The sequence below is a fragment of the uncultured Bacteroides sp. genome (assembly GCF_910586915.1).
GTDB lineage: Bacteria > Bacteroidota > Bacteroidia > Bacteroidales > Bacteroidaceae > Bacteroides.
Genome location: NZ_CAJULN010000011.1, coordinates 78,706 through 95,607, shown reverse-complemented (window position 1 = coordinate 95,607; position 16,902 = coordinate 78,706). Strand labels below are relative to the sequence as shown.

At 38.9% G+C, this 16,902-nt stretch carries 14 protein-coding genes; 13 read left to right on the top strand and 1 reads right to left on the bottom strand.

Annotated features, from left to right (window positions below):
- Positions 1–232 precede the first annotated feature (232 nt).
- The 13 genes from QZ331_RS06480 (at position 233) to QZ331_RS06420 (ending at position 15,061) form a co-directional block, all read left to right on the top strand.
- Positions 233–463, top strand: coding sequence for an NVEALA domain-containing protein (locus QZ331_RS06480; RefSeq protein ID WP_294629091.1), 231 nt, complete (start codon positions 233–235; stop codon positions 461–463).
- Positions 464–880: 417 nt separating this feature from the next.
- Positions 881–1,150, top strand: coding sequence for an NVEALA domain-containing protein (locus QZ331_RS06475; RefSeq protein WP_294629101.1), 270 nt, complete (start codon positions 881–883; stop codon positions 1,148–1,150).
- 77 nt (positions 1,151–1,227) lie between these two features.
- Positions 1,228–2,220 (top strand): hypothetical protein, encoded by a 993-nt coding sequence (locus QZ331_RS06470; RefSeq protein WP_294629089.1) that lies wholly within the window; start codon positions 1,228–1,230, stop codon positions 2,218–2,220.
- A complete protein-coding gene (locus QZ331_RS06465; protein WP_294629087.1) occupies positions 2,217–3,218 on the top strand; it encodes a hypothetical protein in 1,002 nt (333 codons plus the stop codon). Before QZ331_RS06470 ends, QZ331_RS06465 begins: the two co-directional genes overlap by 4 nt.
- Before the next feature lie 2 nt (positions 3,219–3,220).
- On the top strand, positions 3,221–4,096 hold the full coding sequence (locus QZ331_RS06460) for a DUF1573 domain-containing protein (protein WP_294629086.1): 876 nt from the start codon (positions 3,221–3,223) through the stop codon (positions 4,094–4,096).
- Positions 4,097–4,112: 16 nt separating this feature from the next.
- Entirely contained in the window at positions 4,113–5,195 is a 1,083-nt protein-coding gene (locus tag QZ331_RS06455) for a BF3164 family lipoprotein (protein ID WP_294629084.1), read from the top strand.
- Between the two features lie 112 nt (positions 5,196–5,307).
- Positions 5,308–6,375, top strand: coding sequence for a BF3164 family lipoprotein (locus tag QZ331_RS06450; protein ID WP_294629081.1), 1,068 nt, complete (start codon positions 5,308–5,310; stop codon positions 6,373–6,375).
- Positions 6,376–6,408: 33 nt separating this feature from the next.
- Complete coding sequence (locus QZ331_RS06445) at positions 6,409–7,374, top strand: BF3164 family lipoprotein (protein ID WP_294629080.1); 966 nt, start codon at positions 6,409–6,411, stop codon at positions 7,372–7,374.
- Between the two features lie 248 nt (positions 7,375–7,622).
- Complete coding sequence (locus tag QZ331_RS06440) at positions 7,623–8,792, top strand: 6-bladed beta-propeller (protein WP_294629079.1); 1,170 nt, start codon at positions 7,623–7,625, stop codon at positions 8,790–8,792.
- A gap of 82 nt (positions 8,793–8,874) precedes the next feature.
- Complete coding sequence (locus tag QZ331_RS06435) at positions 8,875–10,896, top strand: hypothetical protein (RefSeq protein WP_294629077.1); 2,022 nt, start codon at positions 8,875–8,877, stop codon at positions 10,894–10,896.
- Positions 10,897–10,929: 33 nt separating this feature from the next.
- Complete coding sequence (gene lepB, locus QZ331_RS06430; protein ID WP_294629099.1) at positions 10,930–11,805, top strand: signal peptidase I; 876 nt, start codon at positions 10,930–10,932, stop codon at positions 11,803–11,805.
- 3 nt (positions 11,806–11,808) lie between these two features.
- On the top strand, positions 11,809–13,476 hold the full coding sequence (locus tag QZ331_RS06425; RefSeq protein ID WP_294629075.1) for an O-antigen ligase family protein: 1,668 nt from the start codon (positions 11,809–11,811) through the stop codon (positions 13,474–13,476).
- A gap of 514 nt (positions 13,477–13,990) precedes the next feature.
- Positions 13,991–15,061, top strand: coding sequence for a 6-bladed beta-propeller (locus tag QZ331_RS06420; protein WP_294629073.1), 1,071 nt, complete (start codon positions 13,991–13,993; stop codon positions 15,059–15,061).
- Positions 15,062–15,212: 151 nt separating this feature from the next.
- Here the strand turns inward: QZ331_RS06420 and QZ331_RS06415 are convergent, their stop codons facing one another.
- A complete protein-coding gene (locus QZ331_RS06415) occupies positions 15,213–16,877 on the bottom strand; it encodes a putative transporter (protein WP_294629071.1) in 1,665 nt (554 codons plus the stop codon).
- Positions 16,878–16,902 lie beyond the last annotated feature (25 nt).

The following is a 16,902-nucleotide window of genomic DNA, read 5'->3' as shown; positions in this document are numbered from 1 at the left end:
CCATATTTCTGACTTATTAGTTGCAAATTATTGAGTAATAATCGGTTGTAAATACTGATGTTAAAACGTCAAAAAGCAGCTATTCTTTAATTGTGTAAAAGTACCATTTCACCGATAAAATTCGCTGTGAGAATTTTCTCACAGCGAATTTCACAATTTCTCATGACATTAATTTGCGGCATTCGAACCGGATATCTATCTTTAGACGAAATTAATCAAATTATATCATAGTATGAAAAAGTTATTGAGATTTGGAATTCTTTCTTTGCTTGTGTTGGTTGCTACTTTCTTTTGCAGAAAAAACGAGGAAGACAATTTGCAGAATGTTATTTTATTGAATAATGTGGAAGCATTGGCTGCTGGTGAAACTCCTACAACCATGTGTATTGGTACTGGTTCTGTAGATTGCCCTTTACACCACGAAAATGTAAAGTATGTTTTTATACCCTATAGTTTAGATTGAGCACGCGACATTCTTTAAAGGAGATAGTAAGACAACAGGTGCTTTTTCTGACTGCGAGAAATGTGCTTAGTTTGAAAGGAGAGCATTTGTGTAAATATGTGCTCAACCATTATATATATGGTATTGATGGATGAAGCTACTAAAACTATAATGGTGACAGATGTGAATAACGACCAACCGATGCTAAAGTTTAGCTTTGGTAATGTATGAGAGATAGTTAACCCGATTAAAAGGAGCAGGATGATGAATCTATTAATCTTTCCGGATTTGTTTATATATCACCTGCTCCCAAACCTTTAAACAGATTTTGATGCAAACATAAGAATAATAAGTTAATGTAGCAAACGATTGCTATTCTGTTGAAATGATAAATACAGAAATATGAGAAATGAAAAATTATTAATAAAAAAATCGAATATGAAAACGAAAATAATGGGTTGTATTGCAGTTGTTGCTATTGCTGCTGTTGCGGGATATAATGTATATACTTCACAGAATGATGTGAAACTATCAAATTTGGTTATAGTAAATATGGAGGCGTTGGCTCAAGGCGAATCATCAGGAGGAAATTGTGAGCCCTCGGATAGTCGGGAGTGTTGTGTGTGTAATGGCATACACTATACTTATCAGGCTTCTGTTAATAGTTCTTGTGAAACCAGAGGTACTTGCAATCATTGGAGGGAATAATTGATTTGAAATAAGCTACCTTAAGAGAAAATCATTTAGATTAATCTGCTAAGGTAGCTTTATAATTAAAGACTACTATGTATAAAAACATAATTATAATTTTTGTCTTTTTTTTGATTAGTTCTTGTGAATCGAAAAAAACTACTATTCAAAGAATCAACTTGCAGTCGCAAGTGCTGAATGATGAAATATTTACGATGATGCCTGGAGATTTGCTCTTGGTCGACAATTATTTGGTTTGGTCTGATCCCTTTGCGCGCGATTATTTCTTGCATATACATAATTCATTAACCGGTGAAGAATTGGGGGTAATGGGAAAGGTAGGAGAGGGACCTAAAGAATTTGTTACACCTGTGATTAACAGATGTTGTGTCAATCGTCAAATTTTCGCAGTAGACGCTAATGGAAAGACAGTCGGTTACTTGTCTATTGATAGTTTGTTAAGTGGTAAAGAACCATTTTGTGAAGTGACAGGTAAAGAAAAAGAAATGAAGATGGAAAAAATGGACCATGATTTGTATATTGAATCTACTGATGATGGTTCGGATGTATATTTTCGCACAATGATAAATGGGCAGGAATCTTTTTGGGGTGTTTATCCGATACCTGAAATGAAACAGCATATTGGCAGCTATCAGTCATATGACCCGGTGAAAGGATTATTTGTTTTTACTTCTTTTAATTTTCCGTATTTAGCTTTATATAAGAGAGATAAAACAACTTTTACCTTACAATGGGAGCATAAGGGGAATGAAGAAAACTATATCATTGCAGATGATAGAATAGTTTTTGATAGAAAAATAAGGGGAATGCGTGATGTCTGTATGAGTAAAGATTATATTATAACTTTGGAGCGTGACCGTGAAACAGATCCTATGGATGAAACTACGGTTCGTCGTAATATAAGTAAATGTCCTCGCACTGTGTTTTTGTATGATTATACGGGATGTTTATTAAAGATTGTAGATGTAGGGATGCCTATCATGCGAATAGCTGCTAATAGAAATAGCAATGTATTATATATGATAGGCGGTAATCCCGATTATGTATTGGCTAAATGTGAATTATGAAAAAAAAGTTATTGGCTATAATAATTGGGGGGATTTGTGTGATGGGTTGTGTTTCCTCTTCACCTACAGTGCCACTTGTATACAGTAGCACCTTTTCTAAAGACACTACTATTGTTTTAGAAAAAGTGCCTATGTATCCTGCGCAGTTTAATCCTCGATGCATATTGTTGAGTAACGAGAGAATATTAGTGCGTACTTCAACTTTGGATAATGCCATCTATTCTGTATTCTCTTATCCGGATATGAAACATTTATCATATTTTGGCGAACAATCTGAGTTTACTGTGCCTTTACAGCAGTTTAACGATGAACTTTATTTAGTTCGTAATGATTCATTATATTTTTATAAATGGGTCGAAGGCGATTCCTTGAAATTATTCTCTACTTCTTTTTTTGATAATATAATGGGGAAACGGATGTTGGGAGTTGCTAAATTGAATGATAATTTATATGCTTATTCTGACAATTATTTTGATAAAGGAATGAATGAGTTTTTTATGATAGATTTATCTAAACAACAAAAGAAATCTAAAGGTATGTATCCGGATACATACGTAAATTTTAAGTCTGTCAGTGATTTTAGATCAGCTTATGCCCACGAAATTAGAACAAGACCTGATGGAAGTCGTTTATTGGTGTTTTATTATAGGACACGTCGTTGTCGTATTTATAATCAAAATGGTATGTTACTGCATGACATTTTATTGAATTATGAACCTTGTCAAACTACGATAGACACTGATGTAAAGAAACGATTCTCGCATATAAGAGATGCGTATGTGACTAATGATAGGATTTATTTGTTGTGTCCGGATACAAAAGAAGTAAATTCGCCTTCCAGTTTGCTAATTGCAAGTTGGGATGGAGATTTTAATGCTATATATCATTTAGACCAAACTATATCTTATTTTTTCATTGATGAATCATTGAATTATTTTTATGGTATAAATTCCAATGACCCTTATCATTTTTATAGATTAAAATTAAGCGAGAATTAATTATGAAATATTTTGTGTATGTGGCTTTTCTTTCTATTTGTATTTTCTCTTGTCAAAATGAGAAGAGTAGACAAGCTGAGAGAATATTAAAGAAATGGATAGATAAAGAGGTTATTTTTCCTGAAAATCTAAAATTTAGTATTCAAGGAGATGAAAGTGTACCTAATTTTGCTATATGTGATAGTAAATATAAAATAGTAGTTTATGTAGATTCTATGGGATGTACCAGTTGTCGGTTGCATTTATCTGAATGGAGTAGTTATATTAATAAAATTGATTCCATTTATCCTAATAAAGTTCAGTTTTTATTCTTCTTTGTTCCAAAGAAAGGACGTGATATATACCTTACTTTAAGAATGGAAAGATTCATGTATCCAATATGTATCGATACTTTGGATGTTTTAAATAAGATAAATAATTTTCCTTCTGATATGCAATATCAGACTTTTCTATTAGATGAAAAGAATAAAGTTAAGGCAATAGGTAATCCAGTGCAAAATCCACATATTAAAGAACTTTATTGGAATATAATTTCAGGCAAACAAGATTTATCTTTGTTGGAGAATAAACCATTGACAACAATTTCACTTTCTTTGTCTCAAATAGAAATGGGTACTTTTTCATGGGAGAGGGAGCAAGAAGTAGATTTGGAAATCTGTAATATAGGAAAAAGTCCATTAGTGATAAATGATGTAATTACTTCTTGTGGTTGTACTACGGTCGAATATCCTAAAGAACCTGTTCAACCGGGTAAAAGTTTGAATTTGAAAGTGAAATATAAGGCAGAACAGCCTGAACATTTTAATAAAACATTAACTTTGTACTGCAATACCCAAGATTCTCCTATCCAATTGAGAATTACAGGAAATGCAAAATAAATAATAAGAACCGATTATGTTACCCAAGTCTATAGTTTTGAAAAATGGCGTTAGCCTCTTATTGCTTTTATTCCTGTTTTCTTGTTATAATAACCATAAGGAATATGGCGACCGGCAAATTCCCTATTCCGGATTCCCGCAAGAAAAAGAACTGAAAGGAGAAGTCGTAGAACTTGATACCGCCTTGTTCCGTTATCCTTTTCGGATACGTGTAGAAGGCGATAAAGCCATTGTGATGGATTTACATGGTTCCGAACATTACGGTCACTTATTCCAATACCCGGATTTTCGGTATCTGTCTTCTTTTGGCAGACGTGGAGATTCTCCCACGGAAATGTTATCTATGGAAAACTTCCGTTTGTATCACCATACATTATGGACTTTAGACGCTAATAAAAGCGAATTAACCAGGTTAGATTTTTCTTCATCCGGTGATTCACTGCTTCGTGACGAAACGGTGACATTGGATGAAGATATACTTCGACCGTTGGATTTTGCAGTGTATGATGATACGACCTTTGTCATTCCTGATTATTCGGGTGATAGCCGCCTGTTAAAAGTCAGTCGCAAAGGTCGGCTTATAGAGCGTATGGGAGCTATACCTACCTCCAATGCGAAAGCATTGCAGGAATCTCGTCCTGCATTGGCCCAAGCATGGCGTAGTTTTGTCGATTATAATCCGCGTAATGGCATTTTGGCTGCTGTCACCCAATTGGGAGAAGTGATTGAAGTTTATAATTTGAAAGATAGTTCTCATGTTGTTTGTATCGGCAAACACGGTGAACCCGAATTCAAAATTTCCGGTGGGTATGGCATACCGACAGGTATTATGGGATTCAGCGATGTGCAAGTAACCGACAGTGCCATTTATGCAGTGTTTCATGGAACCTCCTTCAAAGAGATAGCAAGGCAACAAGGACGCCTTCCCGATGGAGGAAAATACATTTATGTATTTAGTTTGAAAGGCGAACCTTTATGTAAATATGTGCTCGACCATTATATCTATGGTATTTTTGTGGATGAAGCTACTAAAACGATAATGGCGACAGATGTGAACAACGACCAGCCGATACTGAAGTTTAGCTTTGGTGGTGTATGAGAGAATGTTAACCTGTTCCCCAACCTTTAAGCCGCTTTTGATATAAAAAAATAATAAGTTAGTGTAGCCAAACTGTTGGCTTATGTATGATGACATTAAAAACATAAATAACATGAAAAACATGAGTCGAATATTTGCTTGGTGGTTGTGTATGTGTATTTTGGCAGGATGTCAAGAACGTAAATCTCACTCGGTTTTAGAATTATTTTCTCAGTCTTCTTCTTTGTCTGTCAATGAAGCGTGGAGTATAAATGAGGATTCTATTGCGGTGATAGAAGGATTGGTTTGTGATGGAGAAAATTTGGTTGTTTACGATTTGCATTCAAGCAAAAGCTATACACTGTTTGATGCAAAAACAGGTAGCTATATTACGCATTTTGGCATAATAGGACAGGGACCTTGTGAAATATCTGTTGGGTGCTATGGATATTTATTAGAAAAGCACTGGTCTGTATTCGATAATCAGAAGAAAAATATCATAAAATATAGTATGGATTCTTTACGTAATAATAAGGTAAATGGTTCTCCTGTTTGTTTGGCAAAGTATGATATTCCTGATATGGATATTTCAAGGCTTATAGTAGTGGATGATAGTACGTTTGTTGGGTCGGGTACGTATAAATCCAAGTATCAATATTTCGTATTTGACAAACATAGTGAAATGCTTGGATATGGGGTAGATGTATATAATGCAGCAAATAGTCAATTTGATGTATATACTCGGTTTTTGGCTAATCAGGGTGATTTAGTGGTAAATCCTAATAAGAAGAATTTTGCATCTTCAGTCAATTTTTCATCCAATATAGATTTCTTTGAAATAAAGCATGGAGATATTGAGTTGAAAAAATCTTTAAGGCTGGGCGATCCTCTCAATCAGCCGTTTGTTGGAGAAGGGGGAGCAATATTTAGTGTACATTTGACGGAGAAAACTCAAAATGGCTATATAAATCTTTGTGGAACGAGTCAATATGTATATGCTCTCTATTCGGATAAAAAATATTTTGAGACCGGACGTAAATCTAATACAGTATTGGTTTTTGATTGGGATGGAAATCCGGTTCGAAAATACGATTTGGATACAGATGCTTATTATATTGCTGTGAGTGAAACACTAAATTGCTTGTTTGCGGCGGTGAAAAATGAAGAAAAAGGATGGAAGGTGATATGTTACACTATTTAGTTTGGTATGCGTTTGCCCCGCCTTATAAAGAGTATGACTCCATTAGTTGTAGTTGTGATTTTCGGACTATTGCCAAATGAGAGAAGAAAAATTGACAGCTTATATACTTATATAAATGAAATAGATATGATAGATACAAAGAATAAAATACTGCTATTAAGCGGGATATTGATGCTTCTTCTATTATCTTGCCGTTCAAGTAACCAAGAAACTATTCGGGTGGAAAATATCATCTGTCAGCCTGTTATAAATGAAGATAATTATATAATAGGAGGTCCGAGAGAGATGGCATTATCCGATTCAATTTTGGCGGTTATGGATGCAAAGTCCGATTCCATGTTACTCTTTTTTAATGTAAAATCCGGCAAATATTTGGGAAAGGCCGGCACGCGTGGGCGTGGACCTTCTGAATTTACTGTACTTTCTTCTTTGGAATCACATTGTGGAGGCTCTTTTTCTTTTTACGATATAAATAAAAAAACATTTTATTATACTAATTCGGTAACGGATGGCGGTGTACAATTTATCCCTGCTTTTCGTGTTGATAGTGGACTTCCACTTGAGGTTCATCCTATGGCTGACGGAAAGTTTATAGCTCCCGGCATTTATGAGAAATATAGGTATTGTGTGTTAGATTCGGGTGGACAGGTGCATAATACATTGGGCGAATGGCCTTATAGGGATGAGGATGAAAAGAAAGTGTCGGGCATTGTTCGTTCGCAGGCTTATATGTTTGGTTTGGCGGCTTCTCCTTCTAAAACGAAGTTTGTCGCTTCTCTTTTGTCGGCGGATATACTTTCTTTCTATCAATTAGAAAACGATTCGCTACATTTGCTAAAGGAGACTATTCTTACCTTCCTGATTATGAATATAGAAATAATCCGACTGTTTATTCAGGAGCTTCGAAAGATTCGCCGATATATTATTTGTGTGCTACTTGTTCGGAAAACCATGTGTATGTATTGTATTCCGGAAAAAACTTCCGTCAACATGGGTTGACTTCATTTTCGGGAAATATAATATATGTGTACACATGGAGCGGCGATAAAATAGCGGTGCTCAAGAGTGATAAAATGTTAGGGAAAATATGTTTGTCAGAAGATGGAAAAACAATGTATGCTGTTGCTTACGATTTAGACCCGGTTCTTGTGCAGTTTTCGTTGCCGCAATGGGGAGAAGACATGAATACCCTGGAATAGAGATTGAATTGTTGGCTTATGCATGATAATATTAAAAAAAGGAATAGGATGAAAAAAATAAGTATCATAATTTTATTGGCTGTTGCCTGTGCTTGTTCTGATAGTCATAAAAAACTATCGGAAGGAATTGAAATCATACCGGTTAATGTGCATAAGGCTGTACGGGATGTTTCATCTTTCTTGGAGAAAATAGAACTTGTTCCTCTCGAAACGAATGATTCGTCTTTGTTATTTAGAGCCAACAAAGTTATTTATGATAAAGATACTGATATGTTCGCAATTTATACTCGCAATCAGATTGTTTATACTTTTACAGGAAAGGGACAATATATTGATAATTCAAAAAGAATGAAAGGACAAGGACCTGAAGATTACATTATGGTTTTAGATATAAGTTTTAATCCATATTTGAAAGGTATTGATCTGTTAAATCCATACGGAACAATATATACTTATAGTCCGACATTTGAACTTATATCCAAAAGGCAATTTAAACCGGAATTTCCAGTAGATTATTCGATGGCTTTAGATTCAGACAATTATATTTTTAACCATCCTTTTGTCTGGACTGATCAGGAACTTTCATTCGTTAATTTGGATACGAAACAAGTAGTAAATGCAAATTATGAAGGGACTATTTCCGGAAATAATATGTCTAATCATTGTTTTTATCATATTGATGATGAATTTTACTATGTACCTTTTGGATTGAACTATTATTTTTATCGGATAGATAAAGAAAACAAAAAGTTAGAACCGATGATGTATCTTGACTTTGGGGATGCGGAAGTCAAACCGGAAGGATTGCTCGGATGCGGTCATGGGAAACGAACAGATTCTGATGAGGAGAGAAGAAGAATTACGCAGGATGCGACTGAAAGATATCAATTCTTGAAAAAGTCGGAGAATATATTACCATTGCTCAAATTTTTTAATAACGATTATGTATATGTCTATTTGGTGAAAACTGGTAAAGGTTTTGGTAGTCATTATATTTATAACCGAAAACAAAAGGAAGGTTATTTATGTAAAGATGGAGAACCTTTTATCATGTATCCTTGCTTTGGCATGGTAGACAATGTTTTGCTCTCTATTTGTCAGCCGGACTTAGTTCATAAAGTTGTAGACCGCAATCTTATGTCCTCTGAAGAAATTCATAAAATGGAGACATTGAAAGAAGATGATAATCCTGTAATCTTGAAATATTATTTGAAATAATGATGCGTATAATTATAAACATTTAAATACCCAAGACTTTCCTATGAAAATTGCAAGAACGCAAATTAAATAATAAAAACAGATGAAATATTTAGGATATATTCGACTTATCGTTTTGATACTGCTTCTTTATTTGGGATGGCAAATAACAGACCGGGTACTGTTTGGAGGAGACAAAGATACTTCTTTAGAGTTTGTTTTAAGTGCTGCCGGAAATAACCGGGCAGAATTGGAACGAGTCCTCAGTCATTACCAAACGTCCCCTGCCGATAGCTTAAAATACAAAGCCGCCCGTTTTCTGATAGAGAATATGCTCGGTAATTACGGTAGCACTTCGCAGTCTTTGGATGCGTTCGCTCCACTTTATAAAGAGTATGACTCCATTAATCGCATCTATGATTTTCGGGCTACTGCCAAGTGGGGGAAAAAGATAGACAGTTTATATAAGAAATATCCTAATTTGCTTCAAACTCCATCTGCGGCGAAAGACTTGTCGGTCGTAACATCAGATTATCTGATACATGAAATAGACCGTTCGTTTGAAGCCTGGAAGAGAAATGTGCATTCCTCAAAATGTTCTTTCGAGGATTTCTGTGAATATATTCTGCCATATCGTCGTTTAAACGGATTGGTGGCTGATAATGCCCGGGATATATTCTATCACCGTCATGTCGGTGGATATTATACCCGGAAAGGGAAACATTGGTTGGAGGAAACGGATTCGTTGCTGTACGAATATAAACATCTGACGCATTCCAACTTTTGGGGAGTGCAGATACCTGTGCTGAATGCAGGAACATTCGAATATCTCCGTCATGGATTATGCATTCACCGTTGTTGGTATAATTCGCTTTTGCTGTCTTCTTTAGGGATGCCTGTTGCCATTGATTTTGTTCCTGTTTGGGGAAACCGCAACAGTTCCCATACCTGGAATGTGCTGTTATTGAACGGACACTCTTATGCTTTTGAGTCTTTTTGGGATAATGACCGTTGGAAATACAAACGTATTTATAATAATTGTGTATCTGACAGTCTTTGGGGAAAATTCCGTTTGCCCAAAGTCTACCGTCATACTTATTCCAATCATTTGGAAGGCCCTGTGGCAGATGTCAATGTGGATAGGGACGACATTCCGGCTCTTTTTCAGAATGTGAAAAAGAAAGATGTCTCTGCCGAATATTTTGAAACGCACGATGTAACCGTCGCACTGACTGAACCTAAACCCGCGAATGCACGCTATGCTTATTTGGCTGTATTCAGCTATCAACAGTGGCATCCCGTGCAATGGGGAAAAATCAATAGAGATGGAACGGCGACTTTTAAGAATATGGGTAAAGACATTGTTTACTTGCCTGTTTACTACAAAAATGGGGTACTTTCTCCTGCCGCTTCTCCTTTCAAACTGGAGGCAGACGGAACTATTCGCATCTTGCAGGATGATGGTAGGAAGGGAAATGTGTGCCTGCGCATTTTGACAGGCGTTTCGCTACATGGTAATAATCTGAAAAATATGAGCTTGCTGTGTGGTAGCCGTTTTGTCGGGCTTACCGATGGGAAAGCCGATACGGAACTATGCAGATGGACTGTTCCAATGGAGATGAAGATGAATAAAAGAATGCTGCCTGCTCTGCCGGCGTACCGTTATATACGTATGTATCTTCCTACGGATGTTTTGATGGCGGGAGAGATAGCCTTTTATACGGAAAAAGGTCGCATTCCCTCTGTGAAGGTTTTGTCGGATATCGCCCCCTTGTCCGTGACTGAGAATGCAGCTATGCTGACCGACGGCAGCGAAGCCACTACGTGTCGGGGAGTGGTTTCCTGCCGATATGTAGATTTTGACTTGGGAGACTTTTATCAATTAACAGCTATCGGAATCTACCCGTATTTGCAAAGCCAGATACACGAGGATGTCAATTATACGCTTAAATATTGGGACGGAGAGTGGAAGGTGAAGGAAACAAAGCGTAAGGCTTCTTGCGATTGGCTGGAATTTGAGGATGTACCTTTGAATACATTGATGATGTTGAAGCATTCGAAATGGAAAGCTGTTCCACCCGAACGCATTTTTATTTGCGGCGATGAAGGTATATGTTGGCAATAATGACCGTTGTTTTTTATATAATTAAATAGAAAAATTAGTAAAATGAAGAAGATTTGGGCAATATTGGAGAACTTGATGTTTCTCATCTTTTGTATGGTGGTAATTCTGTTTTTGATGCAACTGTTCTGTTATACTTCATTCAGGATACCTTCGGATTCTATGGAGCCGACATTGAAGGCCGGCGACCGGATATTGGTCAATAAGATGATAAAGGGCGCCCGCCTGTTTGATGTGTTTGCTGCTTTGGATAACGAAGAGGTCACCATCCGCAGAATGCCCGGCTTTGGAAGTTTCAAGAGAAATGACGTATTGGTTTTCAATTTCCCTTATCACATGAACCGTTGGGATAGCATACGCATGGATGTGATGCAGTATTATGTAAAGCGGTGTATCGCCCTGCCGGGAGATACGTTGGAGATTCGTGGAGGTTTTTATAAAGTGCGTGGTTGCAACGAACGGTTGGGCAACTATAAGGCCCAGCAATATATAGCCGGTTTGGAACATCCGGAACAGCACGGCATTATGGTCGCCACATTCCCTTTCGACGAACAGATAGAGTGGAATATCTGTGAGTTCGGCCCTTTGCCCGTTCCCCGGAAAGAGCAGACGGTAATGATAGACCGCACCAATTGGTGTCTGTACCGGCAGTTGATAAGCTGGGAGCAGAAAGAAAAACTCCGTTTTAAGGATGGACAAGTATTATTGGGCGACAGTGCGATTACGCAATACCGTTTTCAAAAGAACTATTATTTCGTGTCGGGCGATCATATGGCCAACTCGCAGGATTCGCGCTATTGGGGAATGCTTCCGGAAGAATATATTGTAGGCAAAGCTACCCGTATCTGGTATTCGGAGGATAAATTCACAAAGGCTCCCCATTGGGACAGAATCATGAAGAAAATAAAATAAAGAATGAAGCTGAAATTGGAATTGATACGGATAACGAAAAAGAATGTGGCGGATGCGATTACTCTTGCAGGAGTTGCCGCCATACTGAGTGTGGTGGTATTTGCTACCTCAAGCGATATTCCCGTCGGCGAGATGGCCTGTCAGAAACTATGGCTGGGACGGATGGCCTTTGTTTTTGTCATTTGCAGCCTGCTGTCTCTGTGCCTGAATGGCAAACAACACCTCTCTTTTCCGTCCATCGTGACATGGGTCTTGATACTGTTGGGAGGAATAGAAGCAGTCTGGGGATTGAAACAGATATATGGGCTGTCGGTATCCAATCATTCTTTATATGCACTCACCGGGTCTTTCTTTAACCCAGGCCCGTATTCGGGATATTTGGCGATGATATTCCCGCTTTGCCTGCACGAATGGCTGAACCTGCGGGAAAAGACAGAACGTACTTGGATGGAACAGGGGAGATATTATGCGACATTGGCAGTTATGTTCGCTATTTTTTGTGTACTGCCTGCCGGAATGAGCCGTTCGGCGTGGATTGCCGCCGCCATATCGGGCACATGGGTCTATGGAACTCATTTCTCGTGGCGGAACAAGCTCAAGGAATTGGCACGGAAATACAAGAAAAGTCTCCTGCCGGTTTGTATGGCGGCAGGGATTATATTGGCAATGGTGGGTTATGCCCTTTTCCAGTTAAAAGCGACTTCTGCCAACGGACGTTTATTTATGTGGAAAATCAGTACGCTTGCCATTGCCGAAAGCCCGGTTGCAGGCTACGGTGCGGGGAATTTTGCTTCGGCTTATGGCAAAGCACAGGAGAATTATTTTGCAAACGGAGTCTATTCGGAGATGGAAGAGTGGGTGGCAGGAAGTCCGGAGTATGCTTTTAACGAATACTTGCAAGTAGCAGTGGAATATGGCCTTCCTTTTCTGACGGTTGTTTTATCGGTCATTGCATTTTGCCTTTGGAAAGGGAGCAGCGAAGGGCGAACCGGTATTTGTGGCGGCGTAATCTCGGTGTTGGTGTTTGCTTTTTCTTCCTATCCGATGCAGATTCCCGGATTTGCAGTGACATTTTATTTCTTGTTGGCGGCTTGTGCGATTGGGCGTTCAAGGGTAATGCTGTTGTTTTTTGTATCAATGATGACTCTTTTGGGCGCATATTATTGCAACAACAATCAATACGCAGCGTGTAAAGACTGGAGCCGTGCCAAGATGCTCTACAATATCGGCTCTTATCGGTCGGCTAAGGAGGACTATGAGAAACTATACCCCGCATTGGCAAATCGCGGAGCCTTTCTCTTCGAATACGGACATTCTCTGCATAAACTAAAAGAATACGATAATTCGACAAGGATATTGGAGGAAGCAATGGAACATAGCAATGATCCGATGATTCTGAACATCATTGGCAAGAATTACCAGGCCTCGGGAGCGTATGAGAAAGCCGAAGAATATTTGGTTCGGTCTACCCATCGGCTTCCGGGACGGATTTACCCGTATTATCTGCTGGCGAAACTGTATGCCGAACCAGCATACCGGAACCCCGATAAATTAAAGTCTGCCGTCGAAATCGTGCTGACAAAAGAACCCAAAGTACAGTCGACGGCAGTGAAGGAGATGAGAGAGGAAGTAAAGAAGATGATAACCGGTCATCGTATAAATATAAATTGACGTCAGTTCGATATAACTATTAATTTTATAGCACTCACTTCGTTGCATATACACGCATAAGCCTTATATAAAACTAATCTTTTTCCTGCGATGGTCTGTCGGCTGCAATGCGAACGTCTGTTGGTTTTCTTACTAAAATTTATTCGTCTGACTATAGTGGTCTTTTCGTCTGACTATAGTCAGACGAAAGAAACACTACAGTCAGACGCAAGTTCAACTATAGTCAGACGAATAAATTTATGCATTCCGACCGTTAGTCTGTAGGCAACGGAAAATTAAATCTTAGGCAATTCTCCGCTAACCGATAGGCAGTGTCTTCTATTGTAATCCATCCATGAAAATGTTCTTTCTACAATCCATCTTTTGTTTATAGCATTCCAAATAAAATGTAAATCATATTTTCGCTTTCTTTCTTGCAGGTTCAACACTTTTGTTATATATTGCCACACGATTTCCGTTAAATCAGTCTGATACATCTTTTCAGACATTTCTAAACAGGTTCTAATAGAGCATTATGAAGAAAAGTATTTTAGCATTAGGTTTTTTGTTGTGTTTTTCTTGTACTAAAAAGTTAGACGAAGAGATACGTTTGCCTCTGAAAGAGTCAATAGGAATTGATTCTAAGGTTGGGAATATGGATATATTTGAAGATATTTGTGTAATTCCTTTAGAAACCACAGATGAATCATTGCTTTCTGATTGCCAAATTGTTGCACTCTGTGCTGATAAAATAATTGTTAGAGATATAAATACTCTTTACTTTTTTGATATTGAAACCGGTAGGTTTGAATCAAAAATATGCAGGAAAGGAGACGGACCGGAAGAATATGTATCATTGAGTGATGTATGTGTCGATTGTATTGATAGGTCGGTGTATGTGCTTGAAGGAAGAGGAAATATCAAGACGTATGATTATGACGGCTCTTTTTTGAAAGCGTATGCAAATGATTCTGTTGTGTCGATAGAGATGTTTAAAGATACCTGTTTTTTGGCATATCAGGGAATGAACGGCTTACGTGATATTGCACTCTATTCTAAAGATTGGAATATTGTGAAAAAATTGTGGAAAGAGAATAAGAAAGCTGTGAATGATGTAGATATAGTAGAAGTGAAGGATTTTCAGGTTTTTAACGGCTATCCTTGTTTTATGGATGTAGATACTTTATATCAGATAAATAATGCGGCTGTATCTCCTTTATTTTATATAGATAAAGGTGAGTTGGCTTTGCCGTTTGAGATTTTCACAGATATAAAAAGGAAAAAAGAACGAAGCTCGTATATATGGGGAGATTATGGGGTTCTATCGGGAGATTATTATTTCTTGAGATTTTATTATGACAACAAGATATATTACGATGTGTGGGATGTTTCTTCAATGAAGTTGATACATAGGAATATTGCACATTCTCCTGTAGACGCCAGAGGCATTCCGGTATTCATTGGTGGAAAAAAGATAAATATATGGCCTTCATACGTTCGGGGTGATATGATATATTCTATTTTGCAAGGTGAAGAAGTGGAAAAGTTAGATTTACCCACTGATAATGACGAGAATCCTGTTATAGTGGGATGTAGAATAAGGTAAACACACAAAAACGACAGGCATTAAAGCTGCGATGGTTTAATGGCCGACTTCCCTGCAATTATCGAATGTACCTTATATAATAAAACCGGCTGTATTCTCTTCGGAAGAACACAGCCGGTTTTATTTATTCGGATGCAAACCCGGTTTCGGTTTACATCATCGCCAGTAATATCATCTGTCCCGTCAGAATGCGGAGGAACATAGACAACGGATAAACCGTCGAATAGCCTACGGCGGGAGCATCGCTCGACGTTACCTGATTGGAGTAGGCAAGTGCCGGCGGGTCTGTGTTACTACCGGCTATCAATCCCATCAGCGTGAAATAGTTCACCTTATAATACAATCGTGCGATAGCACCGATAATGAGCAACGGAATAACGGTGATAAGGAAACCGCAGCCTACATACAGCAATCCGTCGCCTTCGACCACCGTATGCACGAAGTTGGCTCCTGCATCTATACCCACACTGGCAAGGAAGAGCACGATACCGATTTCACGAAGCATCAGGTTGGCACTCATGGTGGTATAAGTCACCAGGTGGAACTTATGGCCGAAGCGTCCGATAAGAATCGCAACTACCAACGGGCCTCCCGCCAAACCGAGTTTCAACGGAGTAGGCATACCGGGGAAAGCGATAGGCAGGCTGCCAAGCAGGATTCCCAAGAAGATTCCCACGAAAATGGTAATAATGTTCGGAGTGTCCAGACGTTTCAACTGGTTGCCCAATGCGTTTGCCACCCGCTCTACGGCGTCTTCCTGACCTACCACCATCACGCGGTCGCCCACTTGCAACACCAGGTTGGGGTCGGCAAACAAGTCCATACCCGAACGGTTGACGCGTGTAATGTTTACTCCGTACATACTGCGGAAATGCATCGAACCGAGCGTCTTTCCGTTTACTTCCGGCTTCGTCACCAAGATACGGCGCGACACCATCGGCAAGTCCTGTTTCTCCCAGTCGATGTTGACCTCTTTACCGATAAAGACGGTGATAGCGGCAGCATCATCTTCCGAACAGACAATATACAACTGGTCGCCCACGTTGAAAATTGTGTTATGGTCGGGGATGCTCACGTGCCCTTCGTGGCGGATACGCGAACAAACAAACTGACGTCCGAGGAAGTCTTTCACCTCTATCAGTTTCTTTCCGTTGATAGACTCGTTGCGCACTTCCAGGCTCAGCATATGCGGCATCAGATGCGCGTCTCCGCTTTGTGCTTTCAGGCTTTCCTCTTCCTTTGCCATGTTGACACGGAAAATATAACGGATAGCGATGATGGAACCGATGATACCTACCACACCGAGCGGATAAGCGCAGGCATAACCCAACGCAATCTGCGGGCCGTTGTAGCTCAACTGGTTCAGCGCTTCGTTGGCAGCACCAAGTCCCGGAGTGTTCGTTACGGCTCCATAGAGGATACCCACCATCATCGGCAACTCGATACGGCCGTCCCAAAGGAAATAAAGCCCTAACGCGACAGCTATGTTCAATACTACGATGCCTACAGCCAACAGGTTCAGCGTCATTCCCCCCTTCTTGAAAGAAGAGAAGAAAGAGGGTCCCACTTGCAGACCGATACAGAACACAAACAAAATCAATCCGAACTCACGGATGAAATGCAGGATGCGTGTATCGGCTGTGAAACCGAAATGTCCCATCAGGATGCCGGCAAACAAAACAAACGTGACGCCCAAAGATACACCGAATATCTTTATTTTACCGAGATACACACCTACCGCCACTACAAAAGCGTAGAGGAATACAATGTGTGCCACAGAATTGGGGTCCCACAATAAACTTTGTAACCAATCCATACTTAATAGTAATATTTTTTTTGAA

Excerpts from the sequence above, each read along its gene's own strand:
- QZ331_RS06475 (WP_294629101.1), top strand. The coding sequence starts at position 881 with ATGAAAACGAAAATAATGGGTTGTATTGCAGTTGTTGCTATTGCTGCT.
- QZ331_RS06435 (WP_294629077.1), top strand. The coding sequence starts at position 8,875 with ATGAAATATTTAGGATATATTCGACTTATCGTTTTGATACTGCTTCTT.
- QZ331_RS06415 (WP_294629071.1), bottom strand. The coding sequence starts at position 16,877 with ATGGATTGGTTACAAAGTTTATTGTGGGACCCCAATTCTGTGGCACAC.
- QZ331_RS06440 (WP_294629079.1), top strand. The coding sequence starts at position 7,623 with ATGAAAAAAATAAGTATCATAATTTTATTGGCTGTTGCCTGTGCTTGT.
- QZ331_RS06450 (WP_294629081.1), top strand. The coding sequence starts at position 5,308 with ATGAAAAACATGAGTCGAATATTTGCTTGGTGGTTGTGTATGTGTATT.
- QZ331_RS06470 (WP_294629089.1), top strand. The coding sequence starts at position 1,228 with ATGTATAAAAACATAATTATAATTTTTGTCTTTTTTTTGATTAGTTCT.
- QZ331_RS06445 (WP_294629080.1), top strand. The coding sequence starts at position 6,409 with ATGACTCCATTAGTTGTAGTTGTGATTTTCGGACTATTGCCAAATGAG.
- QZ331_RS06455 (WP_294629084.1), top strand. The coding sequence starts at position 4,113 with ATGTTACCCAAGTCTATAGTTTTGAAAAATGGCGTTAGCCTCTTATTG.
- QZ331_RS06460 (WP_294629086.1), top strand. The coding sequence starts at position 3,221 with ATGAAATATTTTGTGTATGTGGCTTTTCTTTCTATTTGTATTTTCTCT.
- QZ331_RS06480 (WP_294629091.1), top strand. The coding sequence starts at position 233 with ATGAAAAAGTTATTGAGATTTGGAATTCTTTCTTTGCTTGTGTTGGTT.
- QZ331_RS06425 (WP_294629075.1), top strand. The coding sequence starts at position 11,809 with ATGAAGCTGAAATTGGAATTGATACGGATAACGAAAAAGAATGTGGCG.
- QZ331_RS06420 (WP_294629073.1), top strand. The coding sequence starts at position 13,991 with ATGAAGAAAAGTATTTTAGCATTAGGTTTTTTGTTGTGTTTTTCTTGT.
- QZ331_RS06465 (WP_294629087.1), top strand. The coding sequence starts at position 2,217 with ATGAAAAAAAAGTTATTGGCTATAATAATTGGGGGGATTTGTGTGATG.